Raw genomic sequence first — 17,658 nt, forward strand, 5'->3', positions numbered from 1 at the left:
CTAAGGCTCGTTTTTCAGGCAAAGTCATTTCACCAGTTTCGCCAGATCCCGAAAAACATCACTCTCGGCAGTTCTCATCAGTTCAAACAACGCCATTTCAACATTGGTCACCTCAACACCCTTGCGTGCCAATTTATCTAACGCCAGTCGCTTGCTGTGCTTAGATCTGGATGAAGTCGCATCAGCCACTATTTCAACTTCATAGCCTGAAGCCATTAAATCCAGAGCCGTCTGATAGACACAAATATGAGTCTCAATACCGGACAGCAAAATGCATGTTTTTCCAGTTGCCATAAGTGAATCCATAAACGTCTGGTGCCCACAACCACTGAATGTTGCCTTAGCTATGGGAGTCACACCCTCCAACTCATCTGCAACCTCAGGAGTCGTTCGCCCCAATTTTTCGGGCAACTGCTCCAGCCATAAAACAGGCATATTCAGCATTCGAACCCCTTTAATCATTTTCACCAGAGCGTCATGCATTTTCTCCTGCTTATACATCAATGTGGCAAGCTTACCCTGAACATCAACAACAACCAGAGCGGTATTATTCTGACTCAGCATACTGACACCTCAACGCGGTAGTACAAACAGTTTAATAATATTTGGGACCTGATCCAAAGCCATTGTACAGGTTGCTTTTTATGCAGCATGACAAGATGTAAAACATTGAGTCAGAGCGCAAAAAAAACCGACCTTTTTACGGCCGGTTATTCATTAAACTGACAGGCGCCTCAATACAGAGACCTGGTAACGACAGCCATCAGGGTCTGTGATCAGCATCATCTTCCTTAACAGGAACAATCAGGTCTTCGCGACTGATCTTCATGTAAATCAGCAGATTAGAGGCAATATAGATGGAGGAATAAGTACCCACACCAATACCTACAATCAGTGCTGTGGCAAAACCATTGATCATCTCACCTCCAAACAGGAACAGAGAGAGCAGTACCATCAAGGTAGTACCCGAGGTCGCCAATGTCCGGCCCAATGTCTGAGTCAGGGAAACATTGATGATTTCATCAGCATCACCCTTCCTCAGCTTCCTGAAGTTTTCACGAATTCTGTCGTAGACAATAATGGTATCGTTCAACGAGTAACCAATAACCGCCAGTATCGCCGCCAGAACGGTGAGGTCGAACTGCAACTGCAGAAAGGAGAACAATCCCAGAACGATAATGGTGTCATGAGTCAATGCCAGAACGGCACCAACAGAAAACTTGAACTGGAATCGGAAAGCGATATAAAGCATAACCAGACCCAGGGCCATCAGCATCCCCAGGCCACCCTGCTCTCTCAGTCGCTCACCCACCTGAGGACCAACAAACTCGACTCGTTTGACGACAACGCTGCCATCGTGATTCTGATTCAACTGCCTGGCAATATTATGACCCAGAGCAGGGTCATCACCGGGAATACGAACCAGAATGTCACGCACAGAACCGAACTCCTGCACGACGGCGTCATTATAACCAGCTTCACCCAGCTGATTACGAATCTCTTCAGTGTTCGCAGGCTGATCATAAACCAACTCGATCAGGGTACCGCCGGTAAAATCCAGACCCCAGTTAATTCCTTTAGTGGCCAGGGAAGCCAGGGAGCCCAGAATCATCACAACGGAAAGAATAGTTGCATAGGTACGCAACTTCATAAAATTAATGGTTTTATCGCTCAAGGCTGCTTTCTTGTCTGCCATTGTGACCACCTCAGATGCTCAGTTTCTTCAGATCACGACGTCCGCCATACACCAGATTCACCAGTGAGCGGGTCACCATAATCGCGGTGAACATGGATGTGACGATACCGATAGACAGAGTCACAGCGAAGCCCTTGATTGGACCGGTTCCCACGGCAAAGAGAATCAGACCGACCAAAAGCGTGGTAATATTACCATCAAAAATCGATACAAAAGCACGATCATAACCATCATGAATCGCACGCTGTATAGGACGCCCCAGCTTAATCTCCTCTCGAATACGCGAGAACACCAGCACGTTGGCATCCACCGCCATACCCAGTGTCAGAACGATACCGGCAATACCGGGCATTGTCAGGGTAGCACCAAAGATACTCATGACAGCAATCAAGAGCATAAGATTGATAGCCAGGGCAATATTCGCCAGCAAACCAAACACCCGGTAGACCACCACCATAAACATGACAACCAGACCCAGCCCCATCAGAGTAGAGTCCAGCCCCATCTTGATATTCTCGGCACCCAGGCTTGGGCCCACTGTACGCTCTTCAACAAAATACATAGGCGCCGCCAGGGAGCCAGCTCTTAGCAACAGAGCCAGCTCAGAGGCTTCACCCGAAGAATCCAGACCGGTAATACGGAACTGGTTACCCAGTGCCGACTGAATAGTAGCCAGACTGATCACTCGTTTTTCTTCGCGGAAACCAGGCACTTTAACTTTGACCAAGTTTCCGTCAATTTCACGAGTTTCAGTACGGGTCACAGGCTTCTGCTCAATAAAGATGACCGCCATGCTGCGCCCGACATTATTTCGCGTGGCGTTATTCATTTTCTTGCCGCCGGTACTATCCAGACTGATGTTTACCTGAGGCTGACCACTTTCGGTATCAAAGTTTGACTGAGCACTGGAAACTCGCTCACCGGTAATAATTATGTCGCGCTCCAGGTTAACGGAACGCCCCTGGTAATCAAAAGCCTCTGAAGTACTGCGAGAAGCATTTGGCAGCGCCTCGAGACGGAACTCGAGGTTAGCGGTTTTACCGAGAATACGCTTGGCTTCCGCGGTATCCTGAACACCCGGAAGCTCAACAACGATGCTGTTACGCCCCTGACGCTGTACCAGAGGTTCAGAAACACCCAACTCGTTAACACGGTTACGAACAGTCGTCAGGTTTTGCTTGACCGCATAATCCTCCAGTTCACGAATATACTGTTCGGAGTAGCGATAGGAAACAGCATAACGCTCCCCCAGGTCATCAGCCTCTACCAGCAAATCAGGAAACTCACGTTTGATCAGGCGCTCTGCCTTGTCACGGGTTGTTTCATCCAGGAATGCCAGCTGACGGGCACCGTCAGCACGATCTGGCATAGTGCGATAGCGGAGCCTTTCTTTTCGGAGCAGTGTACGAATTTCGGTATTGGAAATATCCAGCTTGGTCTTAACAGCCCGATCCGTATCCACCTCCAGCTGGAAGTGCACACCGCCCGACAAATCCAGACCCAGTTTCATGGGATAGGCGCCCATGGATGTCAGCCATTCAGGTGTTGTCGGAGCCAGATTGAGCGCTACGATGTAGTCATCGCCCAGTGCGTCCTTTATCACCGATTTAGCCAACTGCTGTTGATCAGCATGCTTCAGTCGAATCAACAAGGCATCGTTATTATTATCACTGGCCTTAACCTCAATATTGGCCTCAGCAAGCGCTTTCTGCGCCTTATCCTGCACACCAGCATTGATGGTTTCAGATGAACTGGCGCCCGATATCTGAATAGCAGGGTCATCGGGATACAAATTGGGCAGAGCGTACACAAAGCCAAGGGCAACGATGATTGCAATCAGCAGGTACTTCCACAGCGGATATCGATTGAGCATGGCCCACCGGTTCCTGTTCTAAATTTTAAATGCCTGGATCAGAAAGAAGCCTGTTCAAGGAACAAAAACTCTCCCTGATGCTCAGGCAAAGTCCGTTTCTCCAGAAATAACCGGAAACCATCCTCGATTTCCGGTCACGCTTTTTATCATGAAAAAATTTTTCATCATCAACGATGCGGAAAAATCATTTCCATAGCTCATGACTATTAATTAGCACATGACTATTACTGAATGGCTTTAATAGTGCCCTTGGGCAGAGAAGCAGCTACTGAAGATTTTTGGAAGTTCAGTTCGATGTTCTCGGCAACCTTAAGGGTAATAAACTCATCGGTAGTGTTCACGACCTTGCCAACGATACCACCAGTGGTCACGACCTCATCCCCCTTGGACAGGTTGCTGAGCAGATTCTTGTGCTCCTTGGCCCGCTTGGACTGCGGGCGCCAGATCAGCAGCCAGAAAATCAGGACAAAACCGCCCAGCATGATCAGCTGACCGTACATGCTAGGACCCACAGGGGCTGATCCAGCCGCTTCAGCAAATGCCGGACTGATGAATGGGATCATTCAAATGCTCCTTAAAACAATACACAGTTAAATTCCGTTACATCAAAAACAGGATCTTACCGACCGATTAAAGTACCGGCACTGCTTGACCACGCTTTCGGTAGAACTCTTCGACAAAGTCGTCCAATTTACCTTGTTCAATGGCGTCTCGCAAACCTGCCATGACTCTCTGGTAGTAGCGAAGATTGTGGATTGTATTGAGCATACAGCCCAGGATCTCGCCACATTTGTCCAGATGATGCAGATAGGAGCGACTGAAATTCTGGCAAGTATAGCAGTCGCAACCCTCTTCCAATGGCCGGTTATCCCGCTTATGGACGGCATTGCGAATTTTAATGACACCTTCGTCTACAAAAAGATGGCCGTTGCGGGCATTTCGGGTCGGCATCACACAGTCAAACATATCCACACCACGGCGAACGGCTTCAACAATATCTTCCGGCTTGCCCACGCCCATCAGGTAACGTGGATAACCTTCGGGCACTTTATTGGTAATGTGCGACAGAATACGCATCATATCCGCCTTGGTTTCACCCACAGAAAGACCGCCAATGGCATAACCATCAAAGCCAATCTCGGCCAGCCCTTCCAGAGAACGATCGCGCAGATGCTCAAACATGCCGCCCTGGATAATGCCAAACAGGGCTGAAGGACTGTCGTCATGGGCCTGTTTGGAGCGCTTAGCCCAGCGAAGGGACAACTCCATGGACTCTTCTGCTTCCTTTTCAGTAGCCTCGCCATCGGTGCACTCGTCAAAGATCATGACAATATCTGAACCCAGCTCACGCTGAACCTGCATGGAGACTTCAGGGCTCAGGAATACAGGAGAGCCATCCACAGGCGACTTGAAGGAAACACCTTCTTCAGTGATCTTGCGCAATTTGCCCAGACTGAAAACCTGAAAACCACCCGAGTCGGTCAGAATCGGCCCCTGCCATTGATTGAAATCGTGCAAATCCCCATGCTCACGGATAATTTCGGTGCCGGGACGCAACATCAGATGGAACGTATTCCCGAGAATAATCTCCGCACCGGTGTCGGCAATATCCTTGGGCATCATGCCTTTAACGGTGCCATAGGTACCGACGGGCATAAAACAGGGCGTTTCAACCGTGCCACGGGGAAAGGTCAGCCGTCCACGTCGAGCTTCACCATCAGTGGCGAGCTCCTGGAACTGCATGAAGCACTCTTCTCTACTCATGAGCCTCTCAATTCAGACGACACAGCAGACTGCATTCATCTGAGTCATATCTAAAATAAAATCAAGTTTAAGGTGGGAACGGATCCGTTTTTTTCAAGCCCGACGTCCGACTTTCATATTCAGGCTTTGCGGGTCAGCCACATGGCATCGCCATAACTGAAGAATCGATAGCCTTCTTTCACCGCCTCGTTGTAGGCCCGAAGTATGGCGTCTTTACCTGAAAAGGCACTGACCAGCATCAACAATGTGGACTGTGGAAGGTGGAAGTTCGTGATCATTGCATCTACAGAACGGAATTCATAACCCGGGAAAATAAAGATATCTGTGTCGCCGAAGAAGGGTTTGATTTCCCCATCTCTGGACGCTGACTCCAGGGAACGTACCGACGTAGTCCCTACAGCCACGACTTTATTACCCCGGGCACGAACGGCATTGACTGCTTCACAGACTTCTTTCGGCACCTCTATGTACTCAGAATGCATTTCATGGTCAGCGATATTCTCAACCCGCACTGGCTGAAAAGTGCCAGAACCTATGTGCAAAGTAACAAAAGCCTGCTCAACACCTTTATCTTTCAGGCGTTGCAACATGGCTTCGTCAAAATGCAGACCGGCAGTTGGCGCTGCCACAGCACCGTCTTTTTGAGCAAACACTGTCTGATACCTCAGACGATCCGCACTACCATCTTCCCGGTCAATATAAGGCGGAAGAGGCATATGACCATGCTCTTGTAACTGAGGCAGCACGGGCTTATCAAAGTCAATGAGAAACAGAGCCCCTTGCCGACCTGTCACTTCTGCTTCCACACAACCATCAGCCAGAAAGATACGGCTGCCGGACTTTGGCGCTTTACTGGAACGTATGTGCGCTAAAACTTTTCGTTCTTCCAAAACACGTTCTATCAAAACTTCCAGTTTGCCACCGGTCTCCTTTTGGCCAAACAACCTCGCAGGAATAACCCGGGTATTGTTCATGACCAGGAGATCGCCGGGCACGAGCAGACTTTCTACATCGGAAAACTGCCCATGGGTAATGGTCTCTGTCGGACCATCAAGCCGCAACAAACGACTACCGGTTCGTTCCCTGGCAGGAAACCGGGCAATCTGTTCGTCGGGCAGCTCAAAATCAAAATCACTGACGCGCATAGTAAGTGTGTGGCCTGGTACTTGAAAACTAAACAGCCAGAAGCAGCTCAACCGATTCGAATCACGAGTCCGGGCAAACAGGGCCATTTCTCAAAAAAGCACGTCAATATACTGCAAAACCCCAACTCTGTCAGGCGACATTCTATGCACTTTGGTTTCAGTCACTACGAAAAGAAGGAAGAGAAAACAATCAGAAACACCGAATACCAACTCTCAGGGCAAAACGGCTGTTGAAAACGGTTCGGGCTTATGTATACTACGCCACATCTTGTCGGGACAGCACAGTCCCGAAGACAGTGCCGGTGTGATGGAATTGGTAGACATAGGGGATTCAAAATCCCCCGCCTTTGCGGGCGTGGCGGTTCGAGTCCGCCCACCGGTACCAGTAAGAAAACCCCTCTGCGTTAGTGAGCACCACAAGTCTTTTTCTGTCTGTGAATCAGGGACAGGCAGAGGGGCAGATTTTTTGCAACACTCAATCGCTCATATCTCCTTGAACTGTTGGTAAGTATCGCCCGTCGCCTGGCGAGAACTCACTCGATAAATATCATTCAACAGCCATCCCGTTCACACACTGGTTTCAACAGTGTTACCTTTTATCGTATCAATGTATTGTCTCAGCTCTTCTATTTTATGTTCAATTATTACTCTTTCACTGGGGAGTTCATTGCGATAATGAATAAGATGGCCAATTATCATATGTGCCAGGCCTCTCATCATATTTGCATCAATTTTTGACCAGTCCTGGTTGAGGGGGTGAGAGAGTGTGTCATCAGCAACTTTTAGCAAATCATGAAACTTGGTTGTAAAGTAACCATGAGGATTAGAGTCGAAAGACCTCAAGAAGGCTTTGATCTCTCTATCCATCTTTTTGACCCGATCCCCACAAAACAAAGCAACGCTTCTTTCCTGAAGAAGACATCCTGCATTTTCTGGCCGACGTTGAGAAAGCTCATTGCCAATATCACTGGGTTTAACCTCCTTGTTATCATCAAAAGCACGGACGACTTCCTCATCATCTGTTGGCGGCAGACTGCTTAATGCTGAAGTTGTAGCACTGGTTTCAGGTATGTTGTTCATTCCTTTTTTCCTGTTTTTTATTGCATAAATCAGAGATTTTCTAAACTCTGTCGTTTTGACCAATAAATCAGAAAATAGTTCAAATGACCCAGTAGAATGCCCAGGAAATTACTGAGCATCCAAAGAATCTGAAGCGAAACTGATTATCGTTCGGGATGTGGAGCAACTGGATATTCTCGACCGCGATAGACATTGGCTCTGGCTCTATCTACCAAAAACTAATCTGGAATGAGAAATCCTGTCCGCCATTACATTAATCGGGAGATGTTAAACTATGAGCGTTTTTTTGTCTGACTGATTGCTTCCGCGACGCAAAAACAAGCAACCCCATCAGACGTCACGTACATAGTGACGATTTGATGAGTAGTGAGGCAGTTACCGAATGTGATAAAAAGAAGATAAACAAAAATTGAACTTTCAGTTAATTTACTTGTCTAAAACTTAGAGAACTTAATGTTACCAAAATTGAATCTTAAAATAGGACTCTCACACTATTGACTGATATTGGGTGAGTAACGAAAAGGAGTATTTTCAATGAATCCAGGTATTAATAGTGTTGGCCAGCCTTATTGTAGTGGTGCTTTCAGCAATAAAGATGACGGATTGCGCCAAAAAAAGGAAAGCGCAGGCTCATATGCCAGCCGCTCCGTTTCTGTTCATCAAAATCAGGAAGTCCAGCCTTCAATTCAGAAACCCATTAAGCATGAAGAGCATTCCCGTCTCGGGGGCTATTTCGATGTCGGAAGCTATAGAGCTTTCAAGCATGAAGCACCACCTCTCTACTTCGGCCAAGACATAGTTAGGGCTGAACGGAAAGCTCGTTTGGAAAAATTACATCACCCTTCTGTGCATCTGAAAGTGGATGGCTATTCAAAAAAGATATTTGTCGGATGTCTGGATTTTAAACAATTGTTGAAAGGCCGCATCGAAATTCTCCCAACTATATCAGGTTCTGGATTCTCTGCTCATCCTTTGGGCGGTTCAAAGGAACGCAAGGTCGAAATGGAGTGGGAAAATGAGGAAACGATCATTACGTTTACAGGTGATGACGAAATTAGGCCAACAAAGCTCCATATTAGTAATGAATATTGGAAGCATAATAGTATTAAAGTACTGATTGAAAAGTATAAATCCATGAACCTCATATAGTGTTCTGGCTACCGTTTAAGACACCCTGAAATAACAGCAGGTAGAACGGAACAACTGTATCAGCCGTTCGGTATCAATGTTCTGGTCATTTTAAGGATCAATAAGTCATATATCACCAGCTGACTGATGACTTAACTATTGATTAGCCATACATGCTATGAAAATTAGCCTGTACGACTGTTTATTACGGGCCAAGAAGCCAGGATTGGTCCCAGTGATGCAGAGGTTGATATTGGAGAACTGCTTACCCGGCTTCAGGTCTACCTGTGCGATATGTTTTGTTGGTTACCATTGGCAAGGAAAGGACAAAGACATATCAAAACGATGAACTTTTAAAAAGTTCTGTAGTCCGATAATATCGCCAACTATTATAAAAACAGCCCCTATTCCAGCACCTGACGGGACTACAAAAATGCTCTCCCCCGATAGTAAACTCAGCAACGACCTAGTGCTGGCCCGCAACCAAAATCCAGCCTGGCAACTGCTGGCATCCCGGCGTGGCCCCTTGATGATCAGTTGCCTTAAGACTCTGTTCGAGCAGGAACGGGAGGCAGTTTCAGAAGAAGAAGCCCTCCACGTTCTGGCCGAAATTCTCAGTCAGTTTGTCAATCACGATGAGTTCGATATCGATACCGAAGACTTTCTGTTATTGGCCAAAAAGGAGATGAGAGAGTGGCGTCGACGCAAGCTGATCGTAGAACGGGAAGGTCAGCTGTTTGCTACGGATGCCCTGCAACAGGCCATGGAGTTTATTGACGGCATGGATAATCGCATTATGACGTCTACTGCTTCCCGCCTGGCCACTGTCCAACGGGAGATCGATACTCTTGAAGCCAAGCTGAACCCCGATCAGAAAAGCCGGGCAAATGCACTGAAACGACAGATCGAGGCACTTCAACAGGAGCTGGAACGGGTTAATCGTGGTGAATTTAAAGTGCTTGACGGGCCATCTGCAGTGGAAAATATACGGGAAGTTTATAACCTGGCCATGACACTGAAGTCGGACTTTCGCAGAGTTGAAGATTCCTATCGTGAGGCGGACCGACACCTCCGCCAATCCATTATCAGTGAACAGCACCACCGGGGAGAGATCGTCGACCGCCTGCTCGATAGCCACGACCATCTCCTGAACACACCCGAAGGTCAGGTTTTCCACGGCTTTTATCAGCAGCTGAGCCACTCGGTTGAGCTGGAGAATATGAAGCATCAATTACGGAGTATTCTTGGCAGTGCCCCCTGCCGCAAGGCCCTGACACAACAGCAGTCCGCCGAACTGCGCTGGCTCACCTCCAGCCTGGTCCGGGAGTCCGAATATGTGATTCGTGCCAGGGCCCGCAGCGAACGCGATGTGAAAGGTTTTCTGAAATCCGGGCTGGCAGCCGAGCACCACCGTGTGGGCCAACTGCTGAATGACATTATGGAAAGCGCATTGAATCTGGATTGGCAGAGCCAGAAACTACGACGCGCCCCCGCGCCATTCAAGCCGCTGGCAATCCCCTTATCCGGACTGCCTCTGATTGAACGACTGACGTTCAAATCCCTTGAGCAGCTGGAGTCCCGGGAGCTAATGCTCACTCAAGGTGCCGTCGATCTGAATGAGCTGGACGATGATTTCTGGGACGCCTTTGATGGTCTGGACAGAGAAGCACTTCTGGAAGAGACCATTGCCCTGTTAAAGCGCCGGGGCACACCCATGACCATCGCCGAGCTGGCAGAACACCTGCCCCCGACCCACGACCTGGAAACCCTGGCACTCTGGTTAAGCATGGCCAGGGAAGCGGAACTGATTGTCGATCAGGATGAGGAGCAACTGGATATTCAGGACCGCGATGGACACTGGCTCCGATTCTATCTGCCAAAAGCTAATCTGGAAGGGGAAACCCTGTCCGCCATTAATTGGGAACTGTAAAACTATGAGCGATTTTTTTGACCAACTGATTGCTTCCGGGACGCAGAAGCAGCCGCCCCCGGCAGATGTTCCAGAGGACCAATCCAACAGCCAGCAGCATGAAAACCCCACCACAATAACGGCTAAAAACATAAAGAAGGCTGTACAGGAGCTGATGAAATTCGGTTATCTTGAAGCCAGCCGTCGACCCAATCTCTATCAACAGTCCGTTGTCTCCCGGGAGCAGATCAATCAAATTCTGGAACCTCTGGATCTGAAACTCACCATTGATGATATCCGTGGCCTCGCATTTCTGGTGGTAAGCGACCTCTGGCAGAACCAGGAAGAGGACGGGACAGACGGTGATGAATGGACACATCCACTGGTCAGGCGACAACGGATAACTATGGAACAATCTCTCCTGATCGCCATACTTCGGCAGCAGTATATCTCCCATGAACAAGAAGCCGGGATTGGTGCCAGTGATGCACGGGTTGATATTGAAGAACTGCTTTCCCAGCTTCAGGTCTACCTGGGTGATATGGGGAGCGACTCCCGTGAACGCAAGCGGCTGGATAATCTGCTGGACAAACTCTCAAGCCACGGACTGGTTTCAGTAGACGACAAACAGCAAACAGTAACCATCCGACCCATCATCACACATCTGGCGAATCCTGAGAGCCTGCAAACCTTGTTGAACCACTTCAAACAATTACACAGTCTGTCTGATGACGTTTCCACAACCATTGTCCGTGATGAGGCAGAGCAGTAAGCCATGAGTGACCATAACAATTCACAACACGACGACGCTCTACCACCGAAAAACAAGAATGGCCCGACAAAAAGCATTGATCTTTTTCAAGCAACAGAGCAACCGGACACCGCTTTTGTTCTGAAAGAGCTGAGCCTCTACAACTGGGGACCGTTCCATGGTCCCAACCAGGCTACGTTTGACCTGAATGGTACCGCTATTATTGGCCCAACAGGCAGTGGTAAAACCACACTGGTTGATGCCCTGATGACCTTGATCGTTGCTCAACCCAAATACAATCTGGCCTCCACTGGAGGGCATGAAAGCGACCGGGATCTGATCTCCTACGTTCGCGGGGTGACAGGTGCCGGTAACAACTCTGGCGATGATAACCATATCGCCCGCACCGGTAGGACCATCACCGGGTTGGCAGCTCGTTTTGAACACCGCGATCAGGTGGTGCATATTGGCGGTCTGTTCTGGATTGATGTGCCAGGCAATGCTTCCACAGACCTGAAAAGACTCTGGCTATTTACCCAACGCGACGATCAAACTCTGGAGGAGTGGCTGACCCGACTGCACGAAGGCGGTAAACGCGCACTGAGGCAGTTTGAGCGCAATACGCCCGATCTAAAACTGTTTGACAGCAAAAGAGCTTACCTGGATAAGATTCAGCGTTTTTTTGAAGTGGGCAAAAATGCCTTTCCCCTGCTGAACCGCGCAGCAGGTCTGAAACAACTGAACAGCGTTGACGAGATATTCCGGGAGCTGGTACTCGAAGACCGTTCAATGTTTGTGCGGGCTGGTGAAGTGGCTACGGAATTTGACGATCTTGCCATCATCCATGAAGAGCTGAACACTGCCCGCCGTCAACAGAGTTCACTCCAGCCCCTGCTGAGCCTCAATAAAGACTATCAGAAACAGACACTTAAGCTATCCGAGCAGCAGGAACTGTCGGGCATCATTCCTATCTGGTTTGCCATGGCAGGCCACCAACTCTGGGAAGCCAGGATTGAGGCCTTGGATGCGTCAATAGCCGATGTCCAAAACAACATTGAAACGGGTCAGAAGCAACATACCCAGCTTCAGGATCAGGCAGACCGGTTAAATGAAGTGTATCTGAAGGCGGGAGGGGCCAGTATTGAGTCTTTAGGCCGTGAAATTGAACAGCAGGAAAGACTGACCGCCGACTGTCGTCAACGAGCCAAAAATTACCAGACACTGGCCCGCAATCTCAACCTTGATGACACCCTGTCGGCAAAAGCACTCACTGCCAACCAACAGCAGATAGACCAGCAGCAGCAAGCGTTGCAGCTACAGTCAGAACAACGGGAAAACGAAGTAAAAGAACTGGGATTTGAGCTGGTATCCAGAGAAAAGCAGCTGACAGAAGCCGGCAAGGAATACGACAGCGTTAAAGCCAGACCCGGCTCCAATATCAAGGGATCACTGCAGAGTTTCCGTAGCGATCTGGCTGAAGCACTGCAGCTACAAGAGGAATCTCTGCCGTTTGTGGCAGAGCTGGTGGAAGTCAAGGCTGAAGAAAAAGCGTGGCGCGGAGCGATTGAACGTGCCATTGGCAGCCATCGTGAGCGGATCCTGGTCCCTTCAGAGCATATGAAGGCGGCACTTCGCTGGATCAACAGTCGTCATAACCGAGTCCATGTTCGACTCCAGGATGCCAGGAAACCGGATACACAACCCCGGTTTTATGACGATGGTTTTACCCGCAAACTCAACTTTAAAGACCATTCTCACCGGGAAGCACTGAAAATGCTTCTGGCCAGTATTGATCGCCATTGTGTCGACTCACCGGACCAGTTAAAAATAACCCCCCACGCCATGACCCAACAGGGCTTGATGTCCGGCTCCGGCGGTCGCTATGAAAAGCAGGATCAACGCTCCCTCCGTGAGAACTGGATGACCGGCTTTGACAACCGCGACCGTCTCGCCAGTCTGGAGACAGAAATTCAGACACTGCGGCAGGAAGAAAAGCTCTTCAATCAGAAATATACAAAAGCCGAGGGGCAGAAACAGGCAATACAACAAAAGCTGGACTTATTAAGCAGGCTATCAGAGATTAGCTTTGAAGAGATCAACCTGCCGGAGTACGAACAGCAACTGAGCCACCTTAAGCAACAGCTGGCCACCCTTTTAGCACCCGATTCCGATGCCGCCAAAGCCAAGGTGGAGCTGGATCAGGTCAGAGCGGCAATGACGGAAGTACAGGCACAAATAAGTGCGAAAAGGCAACAACTGGGCGCGCTGGACAATCAACTGAACGCTGCCGAGCAGAAAAAGAACAAAGCATTTTCGGCCATTGGTCCTGGCCTGACCAATGAGCAAATGGAGCTGGCAACAGGACGACTGCCTGATCTCTCTGCAGTTAACCCTGACGACCTGCCCGACCAGGAAAAAGACTCCCAGAACAAGTCAACGACCCGTATTAAGGAACTGCAGGAGACAATAAAGACCACCGAAGGAAAACTGATCCGGCAGATGAACGAGGCCCAGAAACAGGATACCGGCGCCCTCAGTGAAGCGGGCACCGAGCTAATGGATATGCCTCAATACCTCGAACGACTGAAAGTTCTGACCGAAGAAGCCTTACCGGAAAAACAGAAGCGTTTTAAAAACTACCTTAACCAATCCTCTGATCAGGGTGTCACGCAGCTGCTGAATACTATTGATAACGAAGTCAGCCAGGTGGAAGAGCGCATTGAAGACCTGAACCGTACCCTGCAACGGGTGGATTTCAAGCCCGGGCAATATCTTCAGTTAAAACCCCAGCGCGTTGTCCATGAGAGTCTGCGTACTCTGGAGTCGGCCCGTCGCCATCTGCGGGCAGCCTCCCTGAAAGACGACGATGGTGAAAGCCATTACCAGGCCCTGGTGAATATGGTGAGTTTACTGCGGGAGGCCAGTGACAATCGCAGAACTCTGGGGGCTCGGGCACTGCTTGATCCCCGCTATCGACTGCAGTTCACGGTAGAAGTTTGCGACCGTACGGATCACACCATTATTGAACGGCTTAAAGGGTCCCAGAGTGGCAGTGGCGGTGAAAAAGAAATCCTGGCCAGCTACATTCTGACCGCTTCCCTGAGCTATGCACTCTGTCCTGCGGGTGCAGCCCGCCCATTGTTTGGGACAATTGTCCTTGATGAGGCCTTCTCCAAAAGCTCCCAGGCAGTGGCGGGCAGAATAATCTCTGCCCTCAATGAGTTTGGTCTTCACCCACTGTTTGTCACGCCAAATAAAGAGATTCGCCTGCTACGGGCACATACCCGGTCAGCCATTCTGGTGCACCGTAAAGGGATGAAAGCCACGCTGACGCCCATGCGTTGGGAAACCCTTGCCCAACACGCTGCCGAAAAGAGCCTGACCGCAACCCAATCACCTGTTGCCATGGATGAGCCAGCCAATCATGAAATCACCAGATGACATAGCTCGGGAGCTGGCCAGACAGTGGAATAACGCCAACATCAGGGAAACACGCCTGCTGATGGCGGACAGCTGGCCCCTGAAAATCAGCATTGGCAGGCCCAGGTCACAGGTCATCAACCAGCAGCCAGACAAAATCAGGCAGCACTTTCAGCAATGGCGGCAAATAAACATCGGTGAGGTACAGTGGACTCCGGTTAACTATCGGGGAGCTGCCGCTTCTATTGAGGCTCCTGTCTACTGGGTGTTGTCAAAACCCAGTGAATGGATTGAAGCAAGCGGTTGTAAAAACAGCAAACATGAATATCAACAACTACTGACCATCATCAGTCAGGTAGACCCGATTTTTCATCCATACTTTGTACGCCAGAAACGCTGGCTGGCCAAACCGGCAGACGAAGTGATCAAAGCTGCAAAGCTGGCCCTGATCCTCACCCCTGGTTTTGCCCAGGGCGTGCCACTGCGCTCTCTCGGCGTGGCCAATACCGACACCAAATTTTTCGAGCGCAATCACCTGCTGATCCGGCAACTGCTGGATATCCGGTTTGATGGGCTGGCAAGCAGGCTGGGGCTTGAGGCGTTTCTTGATGCCCCGGACGACAGTCACCACTGGTTATTAGTCACAGACCTTGATGGAACACTGTTACCTTTCAAACAGCTTCGGGTCAGAGATCATGAACTCGTCACCACCCCTTTACCGGCAGACAAGATCCTGATCGTGGAAAATGAACAGTGCCTGCACCTGTTACCTGCGCTGTCCAATACCATTGCCATCCTGGGCGCAGGCCTTAACCTGTCATGGTTGCAAGCAGCCTGGCTATCGTCGAAAGTCCTGGCTTACTGGGGTGATATGGACTCCTGGGGACTGACCATGCTGGCCAGGGCACGCAAATATCATCCAGAGCTTTCCGCACTTTTGATGAATCAGGCGCTGTTCAATCAATACCAGGAAAATAAAGCTGTTGCAGAGCCAAACCCATCGGTAAATGAAGACTGTACAGCACTGAAAGACGAAGAACAGGAATTCCTGACAGCTCTCAGACTCCATGAAAAAGGGAGACTTGAGCAGGAATTTTTACCTAAGGAAATTGTTCATAGGGCATTGTGTCAATGGCACTTGTCGATCCAGTAGAGGTTTGCATCCTCCTCAAGTCAATAACACGAAAAAAAACCATGGTGCCAATTTTGTCAGGATTTTTGCTCCAGACAAGCCTGCACCCAGGCTTCGATTGCCTGGTCAGTAGCTGTCTGACTCTGCTCTTCATTGGCGAAGTCGCTGGATAATCAGCAGATTGTTCTACCTGCCGGAGTGTCTCGACGTTACTATTGTTCGTGGCGTATCTCTTAATCTTGAAAAACGCAGGTATTTCCGGACAAGTTCAGATTTATTGATTATGCGGCTGTTTGCAATAGCTTAAAAAGCCCTTTTCCGAGTTTTCAAATCCAGCTTTTTTTGCGAGTTCCCAGGGTCTCTCACAGCTGTTTGTCCGCTTACACCAAAGATAGCCGGCAGAACCAATGCACCCGTGCTCATCCCGATCAGATCCAACCAAAGGTTGGAAATCTTGTTCTTCCGGGCTGTTCGAACTGCAACCGGTAAGAAGAAAGGAGGAAATGAATAGACATGAAATTAGCTTTTTCATAAAACAGACTCACATATCTTATGAGGTACTAAACCTAAAGTTTGACGAAACAATTATAGATCAACCCATTCCAAATCATCAGAGTGTATTATTCAGCTGAAGTTTCAGTGTCAGAGCATAACGAAAGGGAAAGCCGCGCCCCTCAGGTGCGTCGGAAGAAGACTTTCAGAATGAAATTTACTCCAGTCACTTAATTAGGAGGCTATACTCGAAAGCTCAATTCAATAAGGATGATGATAATGCTTATTCATATACGGCCATATTTTATATTTGCAATTCTTACAACAGCTTTAGCTTTAAATGCAACAACAAAGGTTCATGCAGGTGATTTTCGAATATTAAACCTGTATGAAATCAGGGTATTAATCCTAAGCTATCTTTCTGCTAAAGATCTTTTATCTCTAATGGAAGCGCTTAATATTGGGGTATATCAAAACGTTAGTATGCATATAAAAAATGATTTGTGCGATAAAGTTAATGCTTTAAATATTGACTATATTCCTCCTACGCTATGGCGTGAGTGCGAAGACCAGGAACAAGGCTGGCATGACTACAGAGCTTTTACATATTGGTTTATTGAGCATGAAGATGACTTTGATGATGAATTTTACTATCAAGAGATCAATGAACATATCAGGGGTGTACCAATGCCCGGAATGATTGAGTATAAACCTCTGGTGAGTGTCGCAATAGAAAACATAAAATTCGTTATTTCTTATGTATGGATAGGTCCACGAGCTGACAACATATGGCATGTATTTGGTGAATTGATTGATGGTTCGGCCTTCTATTTTAATTCAGAATGTTGTTATACCGGCTTTACTGCATGGGGAGAAGGTTTAGTAAGGTTGGCACCAACCTGGAGTTGTTTAATACAAAACATGAGTGAGTCTGAAATCGAAAATTTTATTTCATCGTTAAATTTAGATGATGTTTCTAAAGATATTTTAACCCACTCAAGAACAGCAAAATCATCAGATTGCACAGAAGTATTTAGTTATTTTCTGCAAACTCTGATGTTTAAAGATGAGTACGAATCATACGAAGCGCAGATCAGATTTGAAGAACAGGAACTAGATTCAAAAAAACTACCATCCTATATAAACTAACATTAAAGCCCTGAAGTGGCTGGATCAATGGTGATGAAGAGGCTTTCACCGATCGAAGCAAGTTCTGAAAAGATTCATGATGAACTGAGTTAGCTGTCAGCTACCGCAATTACGCTAAT

13 protein-coding genes and 1 tRNA gene are annotated in these 17,658 nt (G+C 48.4%); 7 read left to right on the forward strand and 7 right to left on the reverse strand.

Annotated elements, in window-relative coordinates:
- Positions 1-24: 24 nt before the first annotated feature.
- The 6 genes from P6910_RS14930 to queA all read right to left on the reverse strand — a co-directional run bounded on the left by P6910_RS14930 (position 25) and on the right by queA (position 6,478).
- A complete protein-coding gene (locus P6910_RS14930; RefSeq protein WP_317142078.1) occupies positions 25-564 on the reverse strand; it encodes an isochorismatase family protein in 540 nt (179 codons plus the stop codon).
- 199 nt (positions 565-763) lie between these two features.
- Positions 764-1,696, reverse strand: coding sequence for a protein translocase subunit SecF (gene secF / locus P6910_RS14935; RefSeq protein ID WP_317142079.1), 933 nt, complete (start codon positions 1,694-1,696; stop codon positions 764-766).
- Between the two features lie 10 nt (positions 1,697-1,706).
- Entirely contained in the window at positions 1,707-3,569 is a 1,863-nt protein-coding gene (gene secD, locus P6910_RS14940; RefSeq protein WP_317142080.1) for a protein translocase subunit SecD, read from the reverse strand.
- A gap of 224 nt (positions 3,570-3,793) precedes the next feature.
- Positions 3,794-4,132: a preprotein translocase subunit YajC gene (yajC, locus tag P6910_RS14945; protein ID WP_317142081.1), complete on the reverse strand. Its 339-nt coding sequence runs from the start codon at positions 4,130-4,132 to the stop codon at positions 3,794-3,796.
- A 67-nt stretch (positions 4,133-4,199) separates the two neighbouring features.
- On the reverse strand, positions 4,200-5,312 hold the full coding sequence (gene tgt, locus P6910_RS14950; RefSeq protein ID WP_317146556.1) for a tRNA guanosine(34) transglycosylase Tgt: 1,113 nt from the start codon (positions 5,310-5,312) through the stop codon (positions 4,200-4,202).
- A gap of 140 nt (positions 5,313-5,452) precedes the next feature.
- Positions 5,453-6,478, reverse strand: coding sequence for a tRNA preQ1(34) S-adenosylmethionine ribosyltransferase-isomerase QueA (gene queA, locus P6910_RS14955; protein ID WP_317142082.1), 1,026 nt, complete (start codon positions 6,476-6,478; stop codon positions 5,453-5,455).
- Between the two features lie 298 nt (positions 6,479-6,776).
- On the opposite strand from queA, the gene P6910_RS14960 reads away from it, so the two are divergent.
- Positions 6,777-6,863: transfer RNA gene (locus P6910_RS14960), tRNA-Leu, on the forward strand.
- A gap of 182 nt (positions 6,864-7,045) precedes the next feature.
- Here P6910_RS14960 and P6910_RS14965 read toward each other — a convergent pair.
- Entirely contained in the window at positions 7,046-7,558 is a 513-nt protein-coding gene (locus P6910_RS14965; RefSeq protein WP_317142083.1) for a hypothetical protein, read from the reverse strand.
- 534 nt (positions 7,559-8,092) lie between these two features.
- Between P6910_RS14965 and P6910_RS14970 the strand changes: the two genes are divergently transcribed.
- The 6 genes from P6910_RS14970 (at position 8,093) to P6910_RS14995 (ending at position 17,539) form a co-directional block, all read left to right on the forward strand.
- Positions 8,093-8,707: a hypothetical protein gene (locus tag P6910_RS14970; RefSeq protein ID WP_317142084.1), complete on the forward strand. Its 615-nt coding sequence runs from the start codon at positions 8,093-8,095 to the stop codon at positions 8,705-8,707.
- A gap of 412 nt (positions 8,708-9,119) precedes the next feature.
- Positions 9,120-10,616, forward strand: a complete 1,497-nt coding sequence (locus tag P6910_RS14975; protein ID WP_317142085.1) for a DUF3375 domain-containing protein — start codon at positions 9,120-9,122, stop codon at positions 10,614-10,616.
- A gap of 4 nt (positions 10,617-10,620) precedes the next feature.
- Positions 10,621-11,367 (forward strand): DUF4194 domain-containing protein, encoded by a 747-nt coding sequence (locus P6910_RS14980; protein ID WP_317142086.1) that lies wholly within the window; start codon positions 10,621-10,623, stop codon positions 11,365-11,367.
- A gap of 3 nt (positions 11,368-11,370) precedes the next feature.
- Positions 11,371-14,787 carry an ATP-binding protein gene (locus P6910_RS14985; protein WP_317142087.1) on the forward strand — a complete coding sequence of 1,139 codons (3,417 nt, stop codon included), beginning with the start codon at positions 11,371-11,373 and terminating at the stop codon, positions 14,785-14,787.
- Positions 14,771-15,919 carry a Wadjet anti-phage system protein JetD domain-containing protein gene (locus P6910_RS14990; protein WP_317142088.1) on the forward strand — a complete coding sequence of 383 codons (1,149 nt, stop codon included), beginning with the start codon at positions 14,771-14,773 and terminating at the stop codon, positions 15,917-15,919. Before P6910_RS14985 ends, P6910_RS14990 begins: the two co-directional genes overlap by 17 nt.
- Before the next feature lie 750 nt (positions 15,920-16,669).
- Entirely contained in the window at positions 16,670-17,539 is an 870-nt protein-coding gene (locus tag P6910_RS14995; protein WP_317142089.1) for a hypothetical protein, read from the forward strand.
- The last annotated feature ends 119 nt before the right edge of the window (positions 17,540-17,658 follow it).

This window comes from Endozoicomonas sp. 8E (assembly GCF_032883915.1).
Lineage (GTDB): Bacteria > Pseudomonadota > Gammaproteobacteria > Pseudomonadales > Endozoicomonadaceae > Endozoicomonas_A.